Origin of the sequence: Synechococcus sp. R6-5 (genome assembly GCF_047461775.1) — a bacterium.
In the GTDB taxonomy this organism is placed as follows: Bacteria; Cyanobacteriota; Cyanobacteriia; order Thermostichales; family Thermostichaceae; genus Thermostichus.
In genome coordinates this window covers 1-4,725 of the sequence record NZ_JANSHV010000339.1, presented here as the reverse complement: position 1 = coordinate 4,725, position 4,725 = coordinate 1, and the positions used below count along the sequence as shown (strand labels likewise).

Genomic DNA, 4,725 nt, shown 5'->3' with positions numbered 1-4,725 from the left:
CCGGCATTGCCGTGGGCATGGCCACCAATATCCCACCCCACAACCTGGGGGAAGTGGTGGATGGCCTGTTGGCTTTGATCGACCATCCCGACCTCAGCCCTGAGGAACTGTTGCGGTGGATCCCAGGGCCGGATTTTCCCACCGGCGGCCAAATCTTAGACACCCAAGGGATCCGCGAAGCCTACCTCACCGGGCGCGGTTCCATCACCCTGCGGGGGGTAGCCCGATTTGAGGAGATCCAGCCGGGCAAAGGACGCCACCGGCGGCCTGCTCTGGTGATCACTGAATTTCCCTACCAGGTGAACAAAGCCGCCTGGATCGAAAAAGTGGCCGAGCTGGCCAACCAAGACCGCATCAGCGGCATCGCCGATCTGCGGGATGAGTCGGATCGCAGCGGCATTCGCGTGGTGGTGGAGCTGAAGCGAGAGGCCAACCCACAGGCGGTTTTGCAGCAGTTGTATAAGCTCACCCCTTTGCAAAGCAACTTTGGAGCCATCCTGCTGGCTTTGGTGAACGGGGAACCGCGGCAGCTCAGCCTCAAGGACATCCTGCAACACTTCTTGCAATTTCGCGAGGCCACCCTCAACCGGATGTTCCGTGCCGAGTTGCAGCAGGTGCAGCGCAAGGCGGAAGAGGTGGCAGGAATGTTGCTGGCGTTGGCGGATCTGGAGGGGGTGATCGAGCTGCTGCGGCAAGCGCCCGATGGTACCACGGCCAAAGCCCAATTGCAAACTCGCCTGGGCTGTACCCCCCAGCAGGCAGAGACGATTTTGGCCATGCCTCTGCGTCGCCTGACGGGATTGGAGCGGGAACGGCTGCACCAGGAACACGCCCAGTTGCAGACCCGCATCGAAGAACTGCAGGGGCTACTCAGCGACCGCCGCAAGCTCTTGAATTATTTGAAAAAAGAGCTGCGACACCTGAAAAAGACCTTCGGGGATCCCCGGCGCACCCAGATCCTCTCGGCCTCGGAGCTGGAAGCGGAAGTGGCCCAAATCCCCAGCGGCGAAGAGACGGAAGAGACCCACTTCTTGCTGCAATTCACCCGCAAGGGCTATGTGCGCCGCCTGCCTCTGCCTAGCCGTCGCTCCCGCAGCAACCCGGCGCAACGGGAACTGGGGGAAGATGTGCTGGTCGGCCTGGAATGCGTCACGCTGGAGCAGGAAATCTTGGTGCTCACCGCTGGCGGCAAGGCTTTTACCGTGCCCATCGCAGGGATTCCCCTCAGCACTGGCTCTTCACGGGGGGTACCCCTGCTCACCCTTCTTCCCAACCCTGAGCCGATCGTCGCCACCTTCACGTTGGCTCCGGATCCGGGCAAGGCAAGTTTGGTGGTGCTCAGCCGGCAGGGGCGGATCAAGCGGCTGGCCCTGGCAGAGTTGATGGGCCTTACCCAACGGGGATCCACCGTCCTCAAACTAAAGGAGGGAGATGAGCTGGGCTGGGCAGCCCTTTGGGATCCCGGCCACCAAGGCTACAGCGTCGTCCTGGCTACTTCAGGGGGACGGGTGCTGCGGCTGGCTGCCGAAGGGATCCCTTTGATGGGTCGAGCGGCTATGGGATCGCCGGCCCTGCGCCTGGGGCGCGCCGAGCGAGTAGTTGGTATGGCGCTGCTGCCCCCGCAAGGGATCCTGGTTCTGGCCAGCCGGTCGGGCTATCTGAAGCGCTTGTCTCTGGAGGAGATCCCCATCTTGGAGCGGAGTCCGGTGGGCGCGCCGGCCTTTCACTTCTCCGACCGAGGGGATGTGCTGGTGGGCTTGGTGGGTCTCCCCCCCGAGCTGGAGAGGCATTCCCATCTGCAACTGGATGTGATCACAGAGTCTGAACAGGTGTACTCCTTCTCTCCTGCCGAGATCCCGCTGCAAAGCCGCTCCGGGGGCGGATCCCTCCTGGTCAAAGGGGAGCGGGTCAGGGAGTTGCGCCTGTTCTTGCCGCAGTGGCTGCCGGAAGGCGATGTGGGATAGCTCTTGGGGGAGCAGAAGATCCCTAGGACGAAGAGCCTTCCCCAGGCGAGGCCGAATCGGTCGGCGGGGAGCCGGGATCCGTCTCCGGCACTTCGGGATGGCGAACGGGCTTGGGTAGGGTGCCACCTGACCTGATAACCAAACAGCGCACGGTTTGGTGCAGCTCCTCCAGCAAAATGCTGATGGCAGAGCGGAAGTCTCGGTGGTCATCTCGCATTTGCTCCAGCATGGCGCGGATGACTTCCTGACAATCCTTCAGGATGTGCTGCTGCTGGGCAACAATCTGCACCAGTTCGCTTTGTTCCTTGAGCAGCTCCCGCAGACAAGAGCGCAGCTCTTCCACATGGCTCTGCCAAAGGGCCTGTCCTTCCCGCAGCTCCATCACGCTGGTGCGCAAATCGGCGGTCGAGTCTCTTAGGGCTTCGCTGTGGCGGCGCTCGGCTTCCAGTTGCTTTTGCTGCTCCTGCTGCTGTTGGCGCAACTCAGAATTGGCCCGCAAGTTGGCTTCCGCTGCCCTGAGCAATTGAGCCAAGCGGGCCTCGGTAACGGCCCAGCGCTCTTCCGGCGACAGAGATCGACCTCGGCCAATTCGTCTGCAGAAGTACTTCACAGTCGCTGCACCCTATACCCCATTCTCTACACTTTAGACTTTGGTCAAAGCGCCGCAAGACCTCAGCCCAAGAGGAAGCTTGTCCATCGGGCTTTGTCCCGGCTGTTTTTTGGGCTCACCCCATCATAGCCATAATACCGGATGCCGAATCCAGAAGTTCGGAAGACGGAGCTGCCCCTCTCCAGGGATCCCGGTCGTTCTTCTAGGATGGTGGAGAGTTTGGATAAAAGAAACCATGCCTTCACTTGCCAATCAGGTGGTGCTGATTACCGGCGCCTCTGCTGGAATTGGGGAAGCCGTCGCTCTGGAGGCGGCCAAACGCGGGGCTCGCTTGGTGCTGGCGGCCCGTCGGGAAGGGCTGCTGCGAAACGTCAAGGACTTGGTGGAAAGTCGGGGGGCGGAGGCGCTGGTGGTGCCCACCGACATGGCCGATACGGCCCAGGTGGAGGCACTGGCCCAAAAGGCTCTGGATCATTTTGGCCGGGTGGATATCCTGGTGAACAACGCCGGCTATGGCCAGATGGGGCCGGTGGAAGAGGTGGATGTGGCGGCCATGCGGCGCCAGTTTGAGGTGAATGTATTTGGCTTGCACGCCCTCACCCGTGCCCTCTTGCCCCAAATGCGGGAACGGGGCAGTGGCCGCATCCTCAACCTCAGCTCGGTGGCCGGCCAGCTGTCCATGCCTTTCAGCGGCGTTTACAGCGCCACCAAGTTTGCTGTCGAAGCCCTCAGCGACGCCCTGCGGGTGGAAGTGGCCCCCTTCGGCATCAAGGTCATCTTGATCGAGCCGGGGCCGGTGGCCACCGAGTTTGGCCGCGTGGCGGAAGAAACCTTTGCTGCCGTTGTCAACCCCAATGGCCCCTACAAAGCGATCTTGGACAAGACTGCCGATCTGGCCAGCTCGTTCAGCAAAATGGCCTGGCCGGTGGAGAAGGTGGTGGAGCCGATCCTGAGGGCGATGACCGATCCTCACCCTTCCGACCGCTACACCGCTTTCACGGGGGGTAAGGTGGCGTTGGGGCTGATGCGGCTCATGCCCGCTGCTCTGGCTGACTCCATGTGGCGGCGCGTCTATGGGCTGGATGGTCTGGGATCCCCCGGCTCGGCCTAATTGCAGGCTGGTGGCGGGCATCGGATGGGGCAGGGATCCCTCAGGAGCTCATCCTTGCGGGGGTAGGGTTGTGCCTTCCAGGAGGGACAGGTTAAGTTTGTTAAAGGACTTTTAATAACCGAGCGTTCTCTTCCCTATGAACAAGCCTCTATCTCCCCAGCGCTGGCTGATCGCCCTCCTGCTGGGCTTTTGTCTCTGGCAGGGATTCGGCCTGGTGCTGCAGCCTGCACCCGCCCATGCAGCTTTGGCCTCGGCCCTCACCTACGATCGCTTTTTGCGCTACGTCGAGGAGGGGCGGGTTACGGATGTGCGCCTCACGGACAACAATCTGGTAGCTGAAGTTACGGCTGTGGATCCCCAGACCCAGCATTCCACCCGCTACCGAGTGAACCTGCTGCCCAACACCGTACCGCAACTGGTGGACCGCCTCACCGAGCAGGGGATCGAAGTGGCAGTGGTACCCACCCGCAATGGCAGCGCCTTTTGGGCGCTTCTGGGCAACCTGGTGATCCCGCTGTTGCTGTTGGGAGGGTTGTTCTTTTTCCTGCGGCGTGCCGGTGCTGGAGCGGGCGGCCCTGGGCAGGCAATGAACTTCGGCAAATCGCGGGCCCGCTTTCAGATGGAAGCCAAAACCGGCGTTAAGTTCGACGATGTGGCCGGCATCGAAGAGGCCAAAGAAGAATTGCAAGAGGTGGTTACCTTCTTGAAGAAGCCGGAGCGCTTCACCGCTGTTGGGGCCAAGATCCCCAAGGGTGTGTTGTTGGTGGGGCCGCCGGGGACGGGCAAAACCCTTCTGGCCAAGGCCATTGCCGGCGAGGCAGGAGTGCCTTTCTTTAGCCTGTCCGGCTCTGAGTTTGTGGAAATGTTTGTCGGGGTGGGTGCCTCTCGCGTACGGGATCTCTTCAAGAAGGCCAAGGAGAATGCGCCCTGCATCATCTTCATCGACGAGATCGACGCGGTGGGCCGGCAGCGGGGGGCCGGCATCGGCGGGGGCAACGACGAACGCGAGCAAACCCTGAACCAGTTGCTCACCGAGATGG

General features: G+C 61.9%; 4 protein-coding genes. 3 read left to right on the top strand and 1 reads right to left on the bottom strand.

The window, feature by feature from the left end:
* The coding region (locus tag NW818_RS13525) for a DNA gyrase subunit A (protein ID WP_414424846.1) at window positions 1-1,964 on the top strand (1,964 nt) is incomplete at its 5' end.
* Between the two features lie 22 nt (window positions 1,965-1,986).
* Here NW818_RS13525 and NW818_RS13520 read toward each other — a convergent pair.
* On the bottom strand, window positions 1,987-2,574 hold the full coding sequence (locus NW818_RS13520; RefSeq protein WP_414424845.1) for a hypothetical protein: 588 nt from the start codon (window positions 2,572-2,574) through the stop codon (window positions 1,987-1,989).
* Window positions 2,575-2,809: 235 nt separating this feature from the next.
* Here NW818_RS13520 and NW818_RS13515 point away from each other — a divergent pair, with 235 nt between their 5' ends.
* Both NW818_RS13515 and NW818_RS13510 read left to right on the top strand, forming a co-directional pair.
* Window positions 2,810-3,685, top strand: a complete 876-nt coding sequence (locus tag NW818_RS13515; protein WP_414332084.1) for an SDR family NAD(P)-dependent oxidoreductase — start codon at window positions 2,810-2,812, stop codon at window positions 3,683-3,685.
* 136 nt (window positions 3,686-3,821) lie between these two features.
* Window positions 3,822-4,725, top strand: a 904-nt coding sequence (locus NW818_RS13510; protein WP_414424844.1) for an ATP-dependent metallopeptidase FtsH/Yme1/Tma family protein, incomplete at its 3' end; no start/stop codon positions are given.